The 18,075-nt window shown below is 32.8% G+C and carries 20 protein-coding genes and 4 pseudogenes; 5 read left to right on the top strand and 19 right to left on the bottom strand.

Going from position 1 to position 18,075, the window contains the following annotated elements:
* Window positions 1-82: 82 nt before the first annotated feature.
* Window positions 83-229, top strand: a pseudogene (locus tag DN408_RS32470) (tyrosine-type recombinase/integrase); the annotation flags it as partial.
* 174 nt (window positions 230-403) lie between these two features.
* On the opposite strand, the gene DN408_RS13135 reads toward DN408_RS32470, so the two are convergent.
* From DN408_RS13135 to DN408_RS13120, 4 genes are all read right to left on the bottom strand, one after another.
* Window positions 404-1,861: an ATP-binding protein gene (locus tag DN408_RS13135; protein ID WP_147740179.1), complete on the bottom strand. Its 1,458-nt coding sequence runs from the start codon at window positions 1,859-1,861 to the stop codon at window positions 404-406.
* A gap of 82 nt (window positions 1,862-1,943) precedes the next feature.
* Window positions 1,944-2,321: a hypothetical protein gene (locus DN408_RS13130; RefSeq protein WP_147740178.1), complete on the bottom strand. Its 378-nt coding sequence runs from the start codon at window positions 2,319-2,321 to the stop codon at window positions 1,944-1,946.
* The gene (locus DN408_RS13125; protein ID WP_147740177.1) at window positions 2,318-2,635 is read right to left on the bottom strand and encodes a transposase; all 318 of its coding nucleotides are present in this window, start codon (window positions 2,633-2,635) and stop codon (window positions 2,318-2,320) included. The genes DN408_RS13130 and DN408_RS13125 overlap by 4 nt, the downstream gene beginning before the upstream one ends.
* A 28-nt stretch (window positions 2,636-2,663) precedes the next feature.
* The gene (locus DN408_RS13120; protein WP_147740176.1) at window positions 2,664-3,113 is read right to left on the bottom strand and encodes a helix-turn-helix domain-containing protein; all 450 of its coding nucleotides are present in this window, start codon (window positions 3,111-3,113) and stop codon (window positions 2,664-2,666) included.
* Window positions 3,114-3,345: 232 nt separating this feature from the next.
* Here DN408_RS13120 and DN408_RS13115 point away from each other — a divergent pair, with 232 nt between their 5' ends.
* Window positions 3,346-4,461, top strand: a complete 1,116-nt coding sequence (locus DN408_RS13115) for a tetratricopeptide repeat protein (RefSeq protein ID WP_147740175.1) — start codon at window positions 3,346-3,348, stop codon at window positions 4,459-4,461.
* Window positions 4,461-4,622 (top strand): hypothetical protein, encoded by a 162-nt coding sequence (locus tag DN408_RS31395; protein WP_016095068.1) that lies wholly within the window; start codon window positions 4,461-4,463, stop codon window positions 4,620-4,622. The genes DN408_RS13115 and DN408_RS31395 overlap by 1 nt, the downstream gene beginning before the upstream one ends.
* 59 nt (window positions 4,623-4,681) lie before the next feature.
* Here DN408_RS31395 and DN408_RS13110 read toward each other — a convergent pair whose 3' ends face one another.
* The 9 genes and pseudogenes from DN408_RS13110 to DN408_RS13070 all read right to left on the bottom strand — a co-directional run bounded on the left by DN408_RS13110 (window position 4,682) and on the right by DN408_RS13070 (window position 10,738).
* On the bottom strand, window positions 4,682-4,975 hold the full coding sequence (locus DN408_RS13110) for an ArsR/SmtB family transcription factor (RefSeq protein WP_002139811.1): 294 nt from the start codon (window positions 4,973-4,975) through the stop codon (window positions 4,682-4,684).
* A 109-nt stretch (window positions 4,976-5,084) separates the two neighbouring features.
* Window positions 5,085-5,492: a disulfide oxidoreductase gene (locus DN408_RS13105; RefSeq protein WP_147740174.1), complete on the bottom strand. Its 408-nt coding sequence runs from the start codon at window positions 5,490-5,492 to the stop codon at window positions 5,085-5,087.
* A 33-nt stretch (window positions 5,493-5,525) separates the two neighbouring features.
* Window positions 5,526-5,819: a hypothetical protein gene (locus DN408_RS13100; RefSeq protein ID WP_147740173.1), complete on the bottom strand. Its 294-nt coding sequence runs from the start codon at window positions 5,817-5,819 to the stop codon at window positions 5,526-5,528.
* Window positions 5,820-5,859: 40 nt separating this feature from the next.
* Entirely contained in the window at window positions 5,860-6,096 is a 237-nt protein-coding gene (locus DN408_RS13095) for a hypothetical protein (protein ID WP_002166911.1), read from the bottom strand.
* A gap of 65 nt (window positions 6,097-6,161) precedes the next feature.
* Window positions 6,162-6,803, bottom strand: coding sequence for a thermonuclease family protein (locus tag DN408_RS13090; protein WP_002166910.1), 642 nt, complete (start codon window positions 6,801-6,803; stop codon window positions 6,162-6,164).
* A gap of 34 nt (window positions 6,804-6,837) precedes the next feature.
* Entirely contained in the window at window positions 6,838-7,047 is a 210-nt protein-coding gene (locus DN408_RS13085) for a hypothetical protein (protein WP_002166909.1), read from the bottom strand.
* A gap of 177 nt (window positions 7,048-7,224) precedes the next feature.
* Window positions 7,225-8,001: pseudogene (locus tag DN408_RS13080) on the bottom strand (topoisomerase C-terminal repeat-containing protein); the annotation flags it as partial.
* A 213-nt stretch (window positions 8,002-8,214) separates the two neighbouring features.
* Window positions 8,215-9,582 (bottom strand): family 8 glycosyl hydrolase, encoded by a 1,368-nt coding sequence (locus tag DN408_RS13075; RefSeq protein ID WP_002166907.1) that lies wholly within the window; start codon window positions 9,580-9,582, stop codon window positions 8,215-8,217.
* 391 nt (window positions 9,583-9,973) lie between these two features.
* Entirely contained in the window at window positions 9,974-10,738 is a 765-nt protein-coding gene (locus DN408_RS13070) for an ADP-ribosyltransferase (RefSeq protein WP_002166906.1), read from the bottom strand.
* A 691-nt stretch (window positions 10,739-11,429) separates the two neighbouring features.
* On the opposite strand from DN408_RS13070, the pseudogene DN408_RS13065 reads away from it, so the two are divergent.
* Window positions 11,430-12,105, top strand: a pseudogene (locus tag DN408_RS13065) (IS6 family transposase).
* Window positions 12,106-12,162: 57 nt separating this feature from the next.
* Window positions 12,163-12,810 (top strand): annotated as a pseudogene (locus tag DN408_RS13060) (tyrosine-type recombinase/integrase); the annotation flags it as partial.
* 329 nt (window positions 12,811-13,139) lie between these two features.
* Here DN408_RS13060 and DN408_RS31970 read toward each other — a convergent pair.
* The 6 genes from DN408_RS31970 to ald form a co-directional block, all read right to left on the bottom strand.
* Window positions 13,140-13,262 (bottom strand): hypothetical protein, encoded by a 123-nt coding sequence (locus DN408_RS31970; RefSeq protein ID WP_002166903.1) that lies wholly within the window; start codon window positions 13,260-13,262, stop codon window positions 13,140-13,142.
* Window positions 13,259-13,948, bottom strand: a complete 690-nt coding sequence (locus tag DN408_RS13055; RefSeq protein WP_147740171.1) for a response regulator transcription factor — start codon at window positions 13,946-13,948, stop codon at window positions 13,259-13,261. Before DN408_RS13055 ends, DN408_RS31970 begins: the two co-directional genes overlap by 4 nt.
* Window positions 13,949-14,236: 288 nt before the next feature.
* Window positions 14,237-14,377, bottom strand: coding sequence for a YrzO family protein (locus DN408_RS13045; RefSeq protein WP_000894060.1), 141 nt, complete (start codon window positions 14,375-14,377; stop codon window positions 14,237-14,239).
* A gap of 297 nt (window positions 14,378-14,674) precedes the next feature.
* Complete coding sequence (locus DN408_RS13040; protein WP_002166900.1) at window positions 14,675-15,340, bottom strand: YkyA family protein; 666 nt, start codon at window positions 15,338-15,340, stop codon at window positions 14,675-14,677.
* A gap of 17 nt (window positions 15,341-15,357) precedes the next feature.
* Complete coding sequence (locus DN408_RS13035; protein WP_147740170.1) at window positions 15,358-16,170, bottom strand: peptidoglycan-N-acetylglucosamine deacetylase; 813 nt, start codon at window positions 16,168-16,170, stop codon at window positions 15,358-15,360.
* 663 nt (window positions 16,171-16,833) lie between these two features.
* Window positions 16,834-17,967: an alanine dehydrogenase gene (ald, locus tag DN408_RS13030; RefSeq protein ID WP_002166898.1), complete on the bottom strand. Its 1,134-nt coding sequence runs from the start codon at window positions 17,965-17,967 to the stop codon at window positions 16,834-16,836.
* Window positions 17,968-18,075 lie beyond the last annotated feature (108 nt).

The raw sequence follows: 18,075 nt of genomic DNA, 5'->3' as shown, positions 1-18,075 counted from the left end.
CGAATCTACTCACTAGACATACTTTAAAGCCTTAAGAGATAAATGAGCCAAAGTTATAAAATAATATTTATAAGCTCATTAAAATTATTATAAGGAAAATAAAGGTCTTGTACTACTTCAAGATCAACTTGTTCATACTTTTCTAGAAGTTACTAGTATCTATACAAAATATTAATAATGAGAAAAACGTAAAGCTATTGAACTTATAGAACGGCGACAATTTGAATGAAAACCACAAAAAATTGCACAAAATCAACATTTTGTGCAATTATTTTTGAGTAACTACATGGTTATATCTTCTCTCCTGTTCAATAAAGCAAAAAAACGAAATTACACCGCCCACAAATTTAGACGGTGTAACAATAAACTCATTTAATTTCAGCGATTAATTCTAAGACGACTGCTATTTATTATTCAATGAGTTAATGATCTTAGTCATAAATTCTATATTATTTACAACAAGCAACATAATTTGTTTTCTAGCGCGAGTAACGGATTGATAGAACATTCTCTCCGGATCATAATAATTTGCTTTTCTTACAGCAATACTATTTTGATTATCATAATAAAAAGTAGAACCAACTAAAACAAGTACTTTATCAAATTCTTGCCCTAGAACTCCATGTGCATTTAATCCTCTGTTCAGTTGCATTCTCCTTATTGCTTCACCATTAAAATTTTGACCTGTATAGTCAATAATCTGCCACCCTTCGTTTTCCATTCCTTCTGCAAACCCTCTCGCTTGGCTAATTTCATCAAAATAATGGATAGATATATTTTTGGTATTTCTACAGTATTTCATATGTTCTAAGTTAAACAAGCCTTTGATGAAAGCTCCAAGTTCTTTATTTGTTCTAATCTTTTTACTTAGTTTGAAATGCTTATGATTGTTTAAAGAACAGAGTGTTTTTAAATTATTGTAATTACGTTCACGAATTGAAAGTATTTGCTTTGGATCGATAGAAAAGATACCGATTGTATTATTTTCCTTTATGTAGTTGATAATATCCTTCAGCTGCGATGGATACATTCTTTGTGTTTCATCAACAAAAATAATCTGAGGGCTAAGTTTTTGAATCTGTTTAACATTTTTAACAGGAATGATATTCCATTTATATTGTTGGTTTAATTTTAAATGCCCTGTGTTTAAATCCCCTGTATGAACTATAACGATGTCATTTGTTTTATTGAATCCTTTTGCTAAATCATAAAGCAATAACGTTTTTCCAGTTCCGGGTAAACCTTCTAAAATTGTAAACTGGGATAAGTTTTTTAGTATTTTGTCCTTAAATTCTTGCTGCTGTTTTGTTAAAAAATATGCTCCTTTATCGAATTTCTCGATATCATTAAATGGAGACACTAAGAAATATGATGGATTAAACAAGGTATCTAAATTTGAATGGTGTTCTATTTTTTGACTAACTAAAAGTTTTTCGAAAACATGAAAATCTACTGGCTGAAGAGTTTCATCATCACCCAATTGATAAAAACTATCATCTTCTGCAATATAAGTGAATAATTTCAAACTTTTACCTAATGAAGATAAATAATATTTATTTTTGACTAGCTGCTCCCGAGCAGCATCTCCTTGCATAATAGATTTTATTTCTACATTCAAGATGTAATTTTCTCCAAATCTAAGCAGATCAAATTCCTTATCTATTTGAGGTATCTTATAACCTACATAAAAATATCCAAAGAATCTATCCTCCACATTTAAATTATCAATAAAAGCAGAAATCTGATCAATCTCTGCATTGCTAATATTAAAATTGAAAAAATTTTTAATTCCTTCAAAAGCTTCCTCTGGTAAATTTTTATAACTGCTAACTAAAGAATTTAAATCAATTGGTTTTTTCACTACATTCACCTACACCTATAAATTTTCTATACAACCCTAATCATTATACATCTTAAAATTAACACATTAAGTAATTAAAATATTAATACGATAAATCATCTTTCAATACTTCTATGTATACATCCTTGATTAAGTTGAAAAAACCAATATATTCTCCAAAATAACTGCTGAATTTCTTTATAAATTCTTCTCTTTCTTCTGTATGATGAGACCATATTGACATACTCCCCATCAATTCTCCTATTTCTTTTTCAATTTCTTTTAATTCATCTAGTGATATACCTTCTGGATAATCATTAAACCATTCCAACCAATCCGCAATTAGCTCCTCTACAGAGGATATTCCGGATTCTGAGCAGAAATTAAATTGCCTTTTTCCTGCTGTGATAAATGTGTCTACATCATTTAAAATTAGACGGATTATATATGAAGTACTAACATTTCCGATACTATGTTTCATATTTTCTCCTCCTTATCATCTTTGTCTTCCAATGAAATGTGTTTGTTATACCATTTATTTATTTTCCCTTTGTAATACTTTTCTACTTCGTAATCTGGAATCCAAATTTCACGATCATAGATTTTACTCATCACCTTCTCTAAAACATCCTCATGTTCTCTCGGTTTCAATCTAAGGTTATGTACCTTAATCTTCTCTATATAAGCCTCTCTCAGCCAATTTGAAATGGTTTCACGCTGTTTTTGCTTTAGATGCGACCATTTCTTATTCGTTTGTAGTAATTGCCCTTTAGAACTCCTGGTGTGATTCTTCATTGACCTCCACTCCCCTATTGTATTTTACTCATTGTTTATTTGAACCGAAGACGCAGCGCATTCCAAATCGAGTAACAGCATATGTTGTACCAATTTTACGAATTGAACCTTTTGGAAAATCATTTATTCTTTTACGTAAAGTTGATGCATCAATTCCCCATTCTTCTATTGCATCCGTACTACTAAGAATTTCATTATCCAACAGATTAAGGTCCCCCCATTCAACGTCTTCACTATCAAAACCATCCAGCTCTAGCTGCTGTAAAATGTCTCTTTCATCCCCTTTTACAGCAAATAAATTATGATCTTCCCCCTGGTGCACTTCTTCTAATGTGCTTACATCTAGAAATTCATGGCCAGTTACCTCAATCGTAATATTCTCAGATACATAATAATAGATACCTTCTTTCACCTTAAATATAGCCTTATTCCATACTCCATCTTCACTAGTACCTTCAAAAATTCGGTCTACTTTCATTTCTAAACGCCCTCCTTTCACGCAAACGTGAATTAATCAAACTAACCTTATCACTTTTGCGTGAATCGGTACAGGTTAAAGTACTAATGAAAATAAAATCGTTATAAATTAACTATTTTTTCTGAATTTTATTGAAAAATAACTCGAAATCACTCAAATAATGCTGTTATTTTGCTATGATGATACTAATTAAATAGGATTAGGATACTTCTATAGGATGGGGGAATATATAATGAGTGTTTTAGTAAAGGGAAATGAGCAATTAACCTCTCTATTGAACGACTGGTACCAATCTATGTTATCTCAACAAGTTTTAAAAGCTACCAATCTAAAAAAGGAAATCGATGAAAAAATTAGTAAGTTAAGTACTGAGCCGAATCAAGATTGTCAGGATCAAAATTTGTTACTATATTACTCACTACTTGAGTTTCGTTACACAGTCTTAACAGATAGCCTTAGTATTCAAAAAAATAGTTTTGATACTATTAGCGATTATGATATGCCTACAGACCAATTTCTTCGCTTTTATTATCACTTTTTCAAAGCCATGCATGCCACTTTTATCGCAAATTATACTATGGCGGAGGAACATTATAAACAGGCAGAAAAGATACTAGTAGATATACCGGATGAAGTTGAACATGCTGAATTCTATTATAGAATCGCAACTTTTTATCACCATACTTATAACATGCTCACTTCAATTGAATACGCAAATAAATCAAAAGAAATCTTTTCGAATCATGAAGGCTATGAAGTGAAAACAGCCTTTTGTAATAGCTTGCTAGGCGGCTGCTGTATCTATTTAAAGCAGTACGAACAAGCAGAAGAATATCTAAATTCTGCAATTGATTTACTTAAAAAGAATAAGGAAGAAGATTCCTTGTTATATGTAAGAAGTACAATAGGGTGGCTATATTCTGATCAAAACATGTCTACTTTAGCTATTCGTCATCTTTCAGAAGTAACAGCTAAAATGCCTACGCACTTTAAGGCTATCTTCCTAGAAGCTAAGGAACATTATAAATTAGGAGAACAATCGGCAGCCAGCCAACTCATTGATAAGGGAATACAGATCTGCAGGGGAATTAATAACGAGGAATATACGCATCACTTCTCTATTTTAAATAGCTTAAACGAAAATATTCCATTGGAAGAATTAGAAAAAATCATTCAAGAAGGAATTGTGTACTTTGAGAAAGAAGAGTTATGGGATTATGTTGTGGAATATGCTGAATTATTTGCTACAATATGTAGAAAATTAGAAAACCACAAAAAGGTAAGTGACTATTTCCATATTTGTTATCAAGCAAGACGAAAATCCATCGAAAAAGGAGCGTTAAAATAATGAAAAAAATTATTTTATTATTATCTGGTATTGCTTTTATTGGGGCGTTAACGGTGGGAATTACTCAGTTTTCTCAAACAGACCAACTTGCTACTCATGGACATTACCCTGCTCCTACATATAGTGTCGGCGACCATGGTGGTGCACCACAACAAATTTAATCTAAGCGCATGTAAAAGTCCTCACTTATTGTGAGGACTTTTGCTATCTAATACTTTTTCTATAAACCTAGTACACTAACAATCTGGCAAGCTTTGAAATTCTCAATATGATAATACATCTCTAATCCTCTTCTTTCCGAACGTAGGATCTTTCCTCTCATTTTTGATAGATGCTGAGAAACAGTAGATTGTGGTATCTTTAGTAGATCTGTTAATTGCGTTACATTACAGATCTTACGGTGATTCAATTCCTTCACAATTTGTAGTCTAACTGGATGTGCCATGATTTTTAATAATTCTACGTCTGCCTCTGAAATTTGGTTCATTTCTTTTTGGTTTTGTAATGTTGTCATTTTTAATTTCTCCTTTTCTATATTCCATTCTTATTTTTTTTTCGAATTAATTGACGTTATATATGTTCATGTCTATTTATTTACAAGGTGTTTTATCGGTTTCCCTCTTCTATCTTTCGTCTCTAAGGTATAAAAGTATAATAATAGCTAAAAATCCAACAAAAGATAGCATAGGTATCGAGATGAAACCGAATAAATTTAAGTAATCTTCTGTACAAGAAACTCCTACTGAACAAATCTTCATCTCACTAACAGGAAACGCTTGAATTGTAATTTGATATACAGATAACATTAAACCGATACACGCAAATGGAAATGCATACGTGCTGACATGAGGATCTTTTCTATACATTCCTATCCCCAATATTAATACTAATGGATACATGGCCATTCTTTGGTACCAGCACAAATCACATGGCGGCAGCTTCATCCATTCACTGAAAAACAAACTAATTAACATTGCACTAGTAGCTATCGTCCAAGCAATTGTAATGTGATACTTTCGAATTAACGCCATTCTTCATTCACCTCATTTAATGTTCTGCTCTACTTAGCGTCCGTATGTGATTAGCTTATTTCCATGCTTTGAGAATCCTGTCTCAATGGAAAGTATCCAATCGTTGATATCTTCCCAGTCATAGCCTTTTTCTTTTAGTTCTATCGGGAACTTATTCTCGAAATCATCCCGCATTTCGTACATACTTTCCAATGCTTTTTCCATTTGACCAAATTTATAATAAATGTGCGTGTTTACACGTTTGTTTCTCTTTTCTGATACAGCCAAATATACGTATCGTTTTTCTTTCGCTAAAACGAATTTCAAGAATCCCGCTACCTGACTCATCTATTCCATCTCCTTCACGGTTTTCCTTACCACTCTCTTTTTAATGTGAGTAAGGAAAACTTGCTCTCTTACAGTTTAATTCAATGAATATCTCATTTTTTTTGCTTTGAACATACAAAAAAGCACTCATCATCACAATGTTTATTACACCAGCTGCAGCTCCAATTTTTGAAATAACATAGATGTATTCGTTACTACTGAAAGGCATCATGCTCGAAAATATAAAGACAATCGAAATAACAAACGATAAGATCCTGTTTCTTTTATTCTCTTTCACACTTAAAAACCTCCTTATTTTAATCTCAAAGCATTAGTATTCTTACTATGCTTGAGTGATATGCGTTAAGCGGCATCATTTCGGTTATAATGATGTTTCTTTTCATCCACAAAACCTTTAATACTCCACACTCCACTTTTAGTTGATTTTGCTTTCTTTTCTGCATCTAACATTTGTGGAAGCAGCGTAGTGTTCGGTTTAGTAATATAAGCTACAATCCCGTATCCTAATTTGACCATTAATTCATTTACATGTATTCCCTCGCAAAATATATACGCTAATTTTCTGCCATACTTGTCTTCTTTTTGTCCATGATCAAATACCAGGGTTACATCTTTTCCTTCTATTTGTTTCTTTAGAAAAGAAGATGCTTCTTTACCCATCTTTTGTGGCGGAATCTTTCGAGAAACAGATTCAGGGGTGTCTAATAAAAGTAACCTTACCGTCTGCCTCTTCCCGTTTACTTTCACATCTACTGTATCTCCGTCTTTTACATGCATTACTTTTCCTTTACCCGTTTCTAAGCCTTTTAATTTGTCCCTGTATGCTTCCGAAATATCAACATTACTCTTTCCTTCTACATTCTGCAGGATTGCTTTCTGGGCCGTTTGTGCAGGTCTCGAATCATTTATTTGTGTTGAACTGCTACATGCTGTAATTTGAAAGACTAATGATGTTATACAAGCAATCTTAATCCATGGTTTCATACCGTAGTATCCTTTCCTAATAGTATCACTCTACTTAATATACAAATGGACTATATGCTGGATTAACTTCTTTATAATCACAACATAAGCAAAATCGAACCCACTTTGGATGTTCGTTAAACGTAGCCCTGAATGATTGTTTTTTACATTTGGGACATGCTGATATTTCATTCCCCTTATTACGCTTATGACTCTCCACATTCTCAAAAGATACATCTGTAGATGGTATTTCACTCGTACGCAATATATCTTCCCCCTCTCTATTTTTTTTAGGGATTTATAGACAACGAAAAAAGGACACACCTATGGCATATGTATGCGTAGGTGTGTCCTTTTGCAGGTAGATTTAGAAGTATTTTGTTACTTTCATCATATCATAATTCTTATTAATTTTATATATGAAATTTAGGATTTTATGATATTATTTCTTCTTCTCATATAAAAAAATGATTCTCTTCTGTGCGGAGTCATATGTTAATTTTGCACCAAACGATTTCCCCGTTTTTTTCGATATAAAGCCTTGGATTATATCCGTCATATTCTTTTCTAATAACTTCTTGATCTGACTTGTTGTGATTTTTTTTTCAAGTATCGTACCTGAAATAATGAAATCACAACCTTTTTTATAACGTTCACACAAATAGTTCGTTTTACCTATTATTACTCTCTCTTGGCATAAAGGACATTTACCTACCGTACGATCATCTGTGGTTGGGAATTCAAAACAAATGCTAAGGTCCGGCTTTAATCTAATTGCAGCTGTGAATTCTCCTTTTTCCCCACTAAAACCATTAATGAAGTCTGTTACATTACTATTTAATAGCTTCTTAATCTGACTATCCGATAATTTCTTACCTTTAATTTTAGCTGGCAACATAAAATTACATCCGTTTTTATGGTCTGAGCACCCGAAAAATGTTTTACGGTTTAGAATTTGTCCCTTTTGGCACTTTGGGCACTGACCTAGTGATAATTCTTCAACTGTAGGTAAACTAAAACGAATTTCACCGTTTATGAATGATAGATAAGCAGAAAACTCTTTCCCATTTGATTTAAACCCTTTGATAACATCTGTTTTATTATCTTCAAACAGTTTTTTGACTTGTGCTGCAGGGATCGCTTTTTCTTTTATTTTTTTGGGTAAGCCAATATTACAGTTCGGGTGATTGCTGCAGCCGAAAAATTTCCCTCTATTAAGAAAATTTGTTTGTGTCCATTTGAATAAATATAGCTTATTCATACTGATCACGCCCTTTTTAGCGTGCCAGTATCAGAATGCCCAAGTTTGATAGATTGTTTGCACCAGAATCAGAAATGCTAAGTTGTTAGTGATGACTACTCCCCCTCATATAAACAAGAAAATGTGTGAACAAAAAACGTAGGAGTATGTATTCCTACGTTTTTTTATAAGCTATTCCTTAAATTCAGACTGAACTTCTGAATTTATTGGGCCTTGTATATTTTTTTCATCAGGAATTGGCTTCCACCAATTCCCAGTTAAAAATAACATGGTCAATAGATTATAACTATCACTGAAATAGCTTTCTTTCTTATTCTTCATCCAATCCCAACCGCTATTCACCCAAGCTTGATTATTACTGTTGGTTGTACCAGCGGCAATAAATGGTGAAACGAATACAGCTGTTGGATAATCACCAATATTTGTTCCATCTAGGCTATAACCGTCTACAATTTTAGATGGATTACCCTTTGTTTTATTTTTTATCCACGTAGTAACCTTCTCAGAAATCACCTTACTTCTCTTTTCTCCATACATTGCATAGTCCATAACAATTCGGAGTGGTACACGACTCGCATTATAGTAATATGCATCGGTATGTTTTGATTCATCTAAAAAGTTTTTAGGTGCAGGTTGTGGTGGATTTTTTACAACAAAATCAGAAATCAATCCTGTAGTTGGCGAGTATTTATTTGTAAACTGCGTATAAGTATTGTAGAGATTGTCAACGACATAAAGCCAAGTTTTATCCCCTGTAAATTCGTAGAACGCTCTTAAATGAGACATCATCCAATCGGAAGGTCTAGTATCAAATGTACTTTTCGAACCCCAATCACCTAAATTCAAACTATTATTTTTGGTCACATTACTAGCCTTAATACCTTTTGTAATCATATTTTGAGCTTCTTTCAAATAGTTGATTGTGCCATTTGATCCCCATTGCTTATGAGCAAGAAGAAGTGAGTAAGCAATGTCTAAATCCCCATCTGTCGCAGAATCAAAATGCCCTTGCGCTTTTTTGCTATCGGCTACAACCCAACCCATTAAATTTGGGTTTTCGGAACTTTTAAAAGCTCTCGCTGTCTTAAATAAGCCATTATAAATAGTTTGGGCGTTTGAATCATAACCTGCCATTAAGACCGTGATTATCATACCATAACCTTGGCCTTCTGAAGTTCCTAACGGTTTAAAACCATCCGCATTCCCTGTAATCTCTCCTTTGACATAGTAGCCACCTGGTAGTGAAGAAAGATCATTCTTTAGATACTTCTTTTTCCAATTGTTATAATAATTTATAACTGAGGTATTCAAACTTTCTTGCGAAACATGATTTGGTTTAATAACACCAGAGTAGTTTACTTGCTGTGGAAAGGGTTTCATCTCTTTAGCAACAGCTGATACTTGGGGGAAATTTGATATAGTTGAAGTATTTCTTAATGAAGTACTGTCTAAAACCTCTGCAGAAGTACAATTAGTATAACTTGCTAATCCTATCCCAAATGCACATATAACGGTGAATATCTGTTTTTTTCGGCTCATTTTTTCTGCTCCTTAAAAAAATATTTTTAAATACAGACACGATCCTATGAACACTACTCTACTAATGTTTCCATTCCATTTTACTTATGATGTAAGTTATGGTTCCTGTAATAGAAATTCAAGTTATCATGGATAATAACCACGTAAGTTTATATACCCTCATGTGTTCCCGCTATCACAACAGCCACTAATAGACCAAATGTACTTTCAATATAACAACTCTATCAAATTTCATAACATGTTAACGTAAGATATGTAGTGCTGCTGTACATCCGTCGACTTATATATTCATACTATTCCATCAATTAAAGTCGCGTTACTGTCTATTTATATAAGTTTCAAAAACTTATATTAAAAGGAAGCTTTGAATAATACGAAGGTGATTTTGTTATTACCTTTTTACTAATGCCTCAATTTTTATATGCTTTTCATCATTACTTAATTCCATTTTACTTATAATATAAGTTGTATTTCTAGGTAGTAAAAACTCATATTGTCCTGGATAAGAACTATGTTTTTCTATATATCCTCCGTGTGTTCCAGCTAATGTTTTAAATTCTATTTGGAAAACTTTTGTGCTAACTATTGGAGTATTAGATAGCAAAGAAGTACTTATATATCCATATTCCGTTTTAGATTTCCCTTTATATTTTTCTTTCAATTTATTAAATTCTTCTTTATCGATTTTACCATTTTTTATTAATTTATTAGGGTCATCCATAAATGCAATAGGATCATCTCCTCTGAATAAAATTACATCCTCAGGTATCTCCCCCCTATTTAATACGCTGTCTAAAGCTAGAATATTATTTTTGTCGTTTGGATTTTTAATCTTTGTTATGTCTCCTTTGTTATCTCTAAGTGGTGTATTAAATTTCCCAGCATATTTTGTATAGCTATTTAAAACAGTCTGTTCATTTTTGTTTAGTTTCCATTTATTGTATTGTTTTTCTCCCCATTTTTTTGCTTGTTCTGGCGTTTCACACACTTTATACTGTCCTTGTTTCTTACATTCAGTTGATTCTTTTGCCGCTACTTGATACATATCTTTTTCTTCTGAAAGTGAATCAGCATATGCACTGTGACCACTTACACCGAATAACATTGATGCTGTTACAACAGCAGTTGATAATAAACCTAGTGAACGTTTCAACATTACCACTCCTTAAAATTTATTTACATAACAAACGTACTCTTTTTTTTTTAGTTTCGTAATACTTTTAAATATTTTTCAAAAGAAGTCTGACCTGATATGTTTTTTATATTTTTATAACATAGGATATTTTATATAAATAATTTTCGAAGATTACAGTAACTGATACTCACGAAACTCAACATAAATGAGAAGGAATACATAAGAGAATTAAAGTCATTATTCGTTAATTATCTTGATATTTATACAAATTAATTAAATATTAATATGCAGTGAGGGTAACTATACATATTTTCTAGGAATTAATTGAGAAATAGTTTTATGTATATGAAAAACTATAATGTAATAGTACTATCCTTTTATGATTCCCAGATAAAAGAAATACAAAGATAAAAAATAATAGACTCCCAAAAACATGTTCAACATTCGTCTGATTTTATATTTCCCACTATTTTTATAGGAGAATCTTGACAAGAGGTTTGGCCAAGAAATGTAGCGATTAATTTGATTGTATTCTCGAATCTTTAGCCAAAGTTTATAATCCGCACCTATCGCTGCCCTTTATATCATCCTCAATAAATTTTAAAATTTCAGATGTTCTTTTCATACTTTCTAAAGACAGGATTGTCGGTTCCGTTGCAAAGTTCTCTACATGAAGCTACACTCTAGAAAACAGGATCTAGGAGAATCAGACATGAGATATTTTAAAGGAAAAACAATTCAAGAAAGATATTATTTTAGTAGCTGTCGGCTACTACTGCCGTTTTTCTTTAAGTTATCGCAATGTATCTGAAATCATGAAAGAACGTGGTATTTCAGTTCATCCAACAACCATCATGCGATAGGTTCATGAATATGGAAATCTCATCTATCAAATTTGGAAAGTGAAAAATAAATCTGCACGCTTATCTTGGCATTTGGATGAGACTTATATCAAAGTTAAGGGAGAATGGCGTTATCTCTATCGTGCAATTGATAAAGATGGACACACATTGGATATTCAACTTCGTAAAAAACGGGATCATCAGGCTGCCTATGCCTTCATGAAAAGATTAGTAAAACATTTTGGAGAACCAACGGTTCTCACTACAGACAAAGCCCCGGCATTACTTTGCGCATTTAACAAATTAAGAAAACAAGGATTTTATCAAACTACAATCAAACATTTAAACAACCTTATTGAACAGGATCATAGGCATGTAAAGAGACGCTTTGTCAAATCCGCAGGATTTCAAAATCTTCGTCATGCTTCACGTACGATAAAAGGTATTGAGACCATTCATGCCCTATATAAACAAAGGCGAAGTCTTCAAAGAGACTACGCCTTTTCAACGTACAATGAGCTTCAACAATTACTAGCCACTTCTTAAACATTGTTCCTCATTTACCAACCTGTTTATGCTTTTTTCAAACTTTGCAACAGAACCGAAAAACCGCTGTATGAAGAACTGCAGCACGCAAATGTAAATGAACAGGATCGGCCAAATCGGGACCTATCTTATGATGAAGTTATGAAAATCTTAGGGTTTTATAAAGAAAGAAGACATTTAGTAAACTATACAATTTTACTAGCTCTGGCAAGTACCGGTGCAAGAATTCAGGAATTGTGTACAACAAGAGTCAAAGATTTACAATATGAAGGAAAGCACTGGTTAAAAGTAACGGGCAAAGGGGATAAGGTGCGTGAACTTTTCATTTCGGAACATTTGTATCAGTGTATTTGTGAAATGAGACGAAGAAGAGGATTCCAAACGGTATTGGATCGAGGAGATGAAAGTCCTTTATTTGTAAATCAAAGGGGGAACTTTTATAATTTAAAAACGTTATCGAATCAGGTAACAGATATGATAAAAAAGACAAATTTAGAGTTTCTGCAGTATCGTGAAAATCCAGTAACGGAGCATACATTCCGTCATGCTTTTGCAATCATGGCAGTTGAACAAAGAAATGTGGATCTATATCATTTAATGCAAACGCTTGGTCATGAAGATATTCAAATAACTAAGATTTACTTAGAGAAACATATGAAGCGTAAAAATAATGCGGGAACAAGCTTTACGGATATGCTAGGTTGATAGAAACAGTCAATGTAAAGGTGAAATTAGGTTCCTAAAACCTTTTTTGTATATTTATGTGAATAAATTAAATGTCATGTAAAAAAACTGGTACTCAGATTTCGATTTAATGAGTTTTATATTGATAATCAATACTACAAGTATCGTTCTCTACAAAACTTCATTTCCGAACTATTAAGGTCCTTATATGACATCTATTCAAAAGTCACGCTCTAAAACAAAAAATATGTGATTTCTCAAATCATAGGAAAGTATGGTGTATGTTTCATTATAAGTACAATTTTGTTTTTCTAGCTTGAAATTTATAGTTTAGAAATTGAAGATATGAGCTATATTCTCTTTGCTTTTATCTTTGCACCAGAACCATAAATAAAAATGTAAAAAACTACTTCAAATAAAATAAGCATAAGAACTATAACAGTCATAAAATACAAGCTAATCTTACGCTTCATCTTACACCTCCTGTCCACACATACCCTCTTCCCCATACTGTTTGGAGAAATTGAGGTCCAGAGGGATTAGGTTCTATTTTTTTACGTAAACGCCTTATATTTACATTTATCACTTTGGTTTCAAGCATATAATTTACACCCCATATTTCATTTAAAAGCTCATAACGTGAAATTGTCTTGCCCTTATTTTCCATTAAATACCGTAAAATAATATACTCTGTTTGGGTTAAATCAATCACCTCTCCCTTCCTATATAATTTTTCTTGCTGGATATTTAATCGAAATGGTTCCGAATGAATCGATTCCATATTTTCTTTGTGTCCTTTTACCCTTCTTAGTAATGATTGTACACGTGCTGTTAATAGCATTGGACTAAATGATTTTTCCATATAATCATCTGCTCCAATTGTTAAAGCCTGTATCTTATCCCTATCTTGAACACATGTCGTTAACATAATAATACCGATTTTTTTATTGTTTTCTCGTATACTTTTACATACCTGAAAACTATCTATTCCAGGTAACATCACATCAATTAATATAAGATCAACATTGTGTTTATCTAAAAATTCGAGAGCTGTTTCTCCTGTATCTGCTGCTAACACATTGAAACCAGCACGCTTCATATTGAATACAATAAAATTACGAATCGTTATTTCGTCTTCTAATACTAAAATAGTTGTCATACATTGCTTCTCCTCTACTAATGATGTTATTCAGCTATAGGCTTAATATAAGATTTGGGCTTTTGGTATTTAAATTGTTTTAGCACTGCATACCACATGTGAATTTTTTGATTGCTACTTCATAACTTTTCACCTCTGGCCATACCTTTGCATCAAAGGTGTGAACTTCAAGCCACTTCTCATCTGTATCAGTCTAAAGAAGATGCTGAGTATTCTTAGAACTCTCTTGAATTGTAATTTCCCCAACTAACTTTTTTGGAGGCACTTCAATGTCCGGTCGTCTTTTCATTATATTTTTCTTTCATGCAATTCTTTTAAAAGCTGTATCATTTCAGCTTGTTGTTTTATCTTCTTATGACCATTTCGATTAATCGCTGCAAGTTCACATGCAATTCCAATGGCAAAGAAAAACAATAAACTTTCTAACATATAAAATCCTCCACATACATTGTCTATTAGATAGCTTGGCGTAACCGTTCCTCTTGTAAAACCTGTATTTTTTTATTTTATCTCTATATAAATGAAGATGATTTAACTCTAATCTTGAAAAGTCTAACAACTCTTCTACAAGATGAATGAGACGATTCGTTTCATTTGAAATGAATCGTCTCATTCATCAAGCATTTGATCTTATAGCATAAAGGTGATTCCATTAGGAATCTATAGTCATTCTTGTTCTTCACTATATATTGGCACAAGAGCCTTTTAAGATACTAGAGATGATAATTAATTTTCTTGCTGTTGCTCTTTTATTTTAATCTTCGCGTCTTTATAGAATCTTAGTTTTCCTTCATTATAATCTTTAGTATATTGATTGAACTTTGCTTTTTCTTCTAGTGTTTCTTTATTCAATGTATTGACAGCTTTAACTTTCTCACTAATCTCTTTTAGATTTATTTCTTTATCTTTTAACTTTTCATAAAGTTCTTTTTCAGTTATTAATGATTCTTTGCAGATTTTATCCATTTTTTGAAAAACTTCATAACGATTTTTGTAAACTTCTTCTACTTTTTTCGCTTGCTTTTGTAATTTTTTGTCCTCGATTTTATCTATATAATTATGAACCGATATTGTTTCTTTTTGGGCTCTTTCTAGTACATCTTTTTCACTTTTCAACACTTTTTCACGTTCTACTACATTTGTAATAGCCTGTTCTATTTTTGGTATTACTGCCTCGTTATGCTCTTTTCCTTCCTGTACAATTTGATCGTACAATTCCTGCCCTTTTGTTTCTAACTGCTCTAATTTGTTTACATTATCAAATAAAGTTTTTTCTTGATTTGCTGCGTTTTCAAAAGCAACATATAACTCTTCCTCTGGTTGTGCTCCCAGACATCCTCCAAGTAATCCAATTGATAAAATTCCAATTAACGCCACTTTTCTATAAGTCAATGTCAATTCCTCCTATGTTAAATACGTTTATCATGCATAAAGTTCAATGGGAAATGATCATCTTCATGATATGCCTCAAATTCATACCCTTTTTCTTTTAAACCTTTAATAATAGCAGGTACTGCAGCAACGGACTGTGGATGAATGTCGTGCATCAAAATAACTTCTTTTGGATCTGTCGCACCAGCCAGTACATTTTGAACAATTTTCGCTTTCGCAGTATCAATTGGTATATTATTATATTCCCAATCTAATGAATCAATTGTCCAATCCCATACTCTAAGACCATCTTCTACAACTTTATTACGAAGTTCTTCGTGTAATCCTGGCATGGAACCATATGGTGGACGTGTTAGTTTTGGAGCATGTCCAAGAATACTAGCAATTAAACTTTGATCCTCTTTCATTTCATCTACATAGCCACCTTGAGTATACAGTTTCTTATAATCGTGCGTCATACTATGCATTCCAACATAATGCCCTTCCGCTTCTTCTCGTTTTACTAAATCAGGATAAGATTTTACATTTTGACCAATTAGAAAGAATGTTGCTTTTGCATCATTTTCCTTTAATATGTCTAGTAACTGTGCCGTATACTTTCCTGGACCGTCATCAAAAGTAAGATAAGCCACTTTTCTCTCTTGACCATTAAGGCGAACTGGTACGGCTTTCTTTATTTCAGTTTCGGGTTGAGTGCTTACTAGCTGCACTGGGTTTTCTTGCTTAGCTACAGCTGTAGCTGATGAAGTAATAGATTGAAACATAAAGTAGCCAATTGCAATGGCAACAATTGTAATTACTATGCGCTTTATATTTGTGATATTTCTCATGATAGAAGTCCTTCCCTCTTAAATCTTTATATAATATTTTATTTATAAAGTTTTCGTTTATTTTATTACAACCCCCAACAACAAATATTGGGAAGATAACAATGTACCCATTCTTCACAATAGCCCATTTAACTTCTGTTCTTGAAGAGTATCTATTAATTTGATAATTAAGCTTGTTCACAAATGTCAACTGCTCTTTTTTAATTTCTGGATCTATTATAACGATTGCTGTTGGTCACATCTTTTGTATTTAACTAATAATATTTCTTTCTTTTAACAGATATGATATCGATTCCAGTTATGTTTTAGTTTGAAGTTCTTTGGTAATTCAAGAAGATTGGATAAACAGTTCATCCAATCTTCTTGAAAGAATATGGTAGTACAATTTCATAGTTTTATCGCTTTATCCAAAACGAGTCACAATCCTTTTGTCTGTCTCTATTTATATGAAACTCTTTATAATTTCAACCCTATGTTAACAACTGTAATAACGTCTGTTTATTCCTTTATATGTTTCCCAAGTTATAAATAATTGCAATAGATGTTATCTAACAAAATGTTAGCCAATAATATGCGATAACATTTTAATTTCTTTGTCCATCGCTTTAATATATGAAAAAACACACAAATTTCACTCTTAATTAGAGTTTTATTCCAAAAGCTTTAATTACTTACAATTCTTTTTGCAAATGCTTCTTCTATGGAAACATATTTGTGGCCAAGTTCCTTTGCAACCACTTCACATGTGATTTCACCGTTCAACGTGTTTACTCCAAGTTTTAAAGCATCGTTTTCAAATATTGCTGTTTGTACACCCTTGTTAGCAATTTGTAGTGCGTAAGGAATTGTTACATTTGTTAAAGCGAAAGTGGATGTTCTAGGAACTGCTCCTGGCATGTTCGCAACGGAATAATGAAGCACTTCATATTTTTCAAATGTCGGATTATCATGTGTTGTTACATGGTCACATGTTTCCACAGCTCCACCTTGGTCGATCGCTACATCCACGATTACAGAGCCAGGCTTCATTCTTTGTACCATTTCTTCGGTGACAAGCTTAGGAGCTTTAGCACCAGGAATCAATACGGCGCTAATTAATAGATCTGCTTGTTTTACTGCTTCCGCGATGTTGAACCGATTAGACATCAACGTCTTGATTTGAGTACCGAAAATGTCATCTAGTTGTCGTAGACGGTCTGCATTTAAATCAATGATTGTTACGTCAGCGCCAAGACCAATGGCCATTTTCGCAGCGTTTGTACCGACGATACCTCCACCGATGATAGAAATTTTACCACGATTTACACCAGGTACTCCTGCAAGAAGAATACCTTGACCACCGTTTGACTTTTGTAGAAATTGTGCTCCTATTTGTACAGACATGCGTCCAGCTACCTCACTCATCGGTGTAAGAAGAGGTCGGGTATGGTTTACTTCTACTGTTTCGTATGCGATGGCGGTAACTCTTTTATCTTTAAGGGCCTGAGCCAAATTAGATTCGGCAGCTAAATGTAAGTATGTGAATAAAATTAAGTTTGGGCGAAAGTGAATATATTCACTTTCGAGAGGCTCTTTTACTTTCATAATCATTTCTGACTGATTCCATACTTCTGCAGCACTTTCAACAATTTCAGCACCAGCATATACAAAGTCTACATTTCTAAAGCCACTACCAACACCTGCATTTGTTTCAACTAATACCTTATGGCCAGCTGTCACTAATGGAATAACTCCTGCAGGTGTAAGTGCGACACGATTTTCATTATTTTTCATTTCCTTTGGTACACCAATAATCATAAAATTTCCTCCCGTTACCTAATCTTTCAGCTACCATATTTTAAGTATAGAGTATTGAAAATGTCTTTTCATTGTTGAGAAAAAACAAAAAAACAGCATCCTTTTGTG

It is taken from the genome of Bacillus sp. AR13-1 (assembly GCF_008042285.1).
GTDB lineage: Bacteria > Bacillota > Bacilli > Bacillales > Bacillaceae_G > Bacillus_A > Bacillus_A mycoides.
This window is presented reverse-complemented; position numbering and strand designations above follow the sequence as displayed.